The following is a 1,086-nucleotide window of genomic DNA, read 5'->3' as shown; positions in this document are numbered from 1 at the left end:
GTGAAGAACTGGCGATTGCGCAGTCGCGCGATGATCCAGCGCTGAGCAAGAAGAACCGCCCCTTCGACCTTGGCTTTCTTTTAGGTCCAGGACTGCAGTTCATACTGACACTCAAGTTCGCATAGAGTTCGAGGTCACGCACCCGTTCCATCCGTGGTGCGGCCAGCGCTTCGTGCTGTCAACACGCAAGCAGAACTGGGGTGAGGATCGCGTCATGTTCTACGACGCGGATGGGCGGCTTCGTTCGTTGCTTGCGTCGTGGACGGACGTCGACGCACCCGATGTTTTCATTCAGGTCGCAGCGGGCAGGTCCTTCGTGCGTCCAGATGATCTGGCAATCCTGGCGGCATTGATCGAGCAAATCGAGCGCAGCCATGCTGGCTGAAGGCGTGTCAGGCAATTTATGCCGTATATGTAAATCTAATTACGCCGCTTTGCACGAGCGCCGGCATCAGATGCGGTGCAGGTTGGCATGTTCCATAAGCAATCCAGGAGTATGCCGCGTGGCGTAGGTAAGTTGACACGAGTCATGGGTAGGCGTAATTTTCTTTACATTCCAGGAAGAGGTTATACCATGTCCAACGAGACCAAACGCCATCGGCTGCGCGAGCTCGGAGCCCTCAACCCGCGGCCCGAAGCCGTCCGCGCACCCTGGTTTCGCGAGTCCACTTTCTTCGATCCTCTCGATCTCGTGCAGGTGAAGTACGAGATGCTGCGTCACGTTCAGCAGGATGGCGCCAACAAGGCCGAGGCCGCCGCGCTCTTCGGCCTGTCGCGCCCAACCTATTACCAGGCCGAGGCTGCGTTCGAGCGCGAGGGCATTGCCGGCCTTTTGCCGCGCACGCGGGGGCCGAAGTCGGCCCACAAGCTGACCGGCGAGGTCATGCGGCTCATCGAGCAGAGCCAACATGCGGGCGCCCCTCTGCAAGCACGCGCCCTGGCGGAGCTGGTGCAGTCGACGCTCGGCGTCAGGGTCCATCCCCGCAGCATCGAGCGCGCGATCGCACGTAAAAAAAAGGAGGTGTCCGCATATCGTGTTGGTAGTTTCGTGAAAGTGCAGACGGACTAAGATTACCTCGCATTTCC

General features: G+C 59.5%; 2 protein-coding genes. Both read left to right on the top strand.

Features of this window, described 5'->3' with window-relative positions:
- The first annotated feature begins 121 nt into the window (after positions 1-121).
- Positions 122-385, top strand: a complete 264-nt coding sequence (locus OU682_RS24070; protein ID WP_268944696.1) for a DUF5372 family protein — start codon at positions 122-124, stop codon at positions 383-385.
- Positions 386-574: 189 nt separating this feature from the next.
- The gene (locus OU682_RS24065) at positions 575-1,069 is read left to right on the top strand and encodes a helix-turn-helix domain-containing protein (RefSeq protein ID WP_268944695.1); all 495 of its coding nucleotides are present in this window, start codon (positions 575-577) and stop codon (positions 1,067-1,069) included.
- Positions 1,070-1,086 lie beyond the last annotated feature (17 nt).

It is taken from the genome of Paracoccus benzoatiresistens, from assembly GCF_026913015.1.
Taxonomy (GTDB): Bacteria; Pseudomonadota; Alphaproteobacteria; order Rhodobacterales; family Rhodobacteraceae; genus Paracoccus; species Paracoccus benzoatiresistens.
This window is presented reverse-complemented; position numbering and strand designations above follow the sequence as displayed.

Excerpts from the sequence above, each read along its gene's own strand:
- OU682_RS24065 (WP_268944695.1), top strand. The coding sequence starts at position 575 with ATGTCCAACGAGACCAAACGCCATCGGCTGCGCGAGCTCGGAGCCCTC.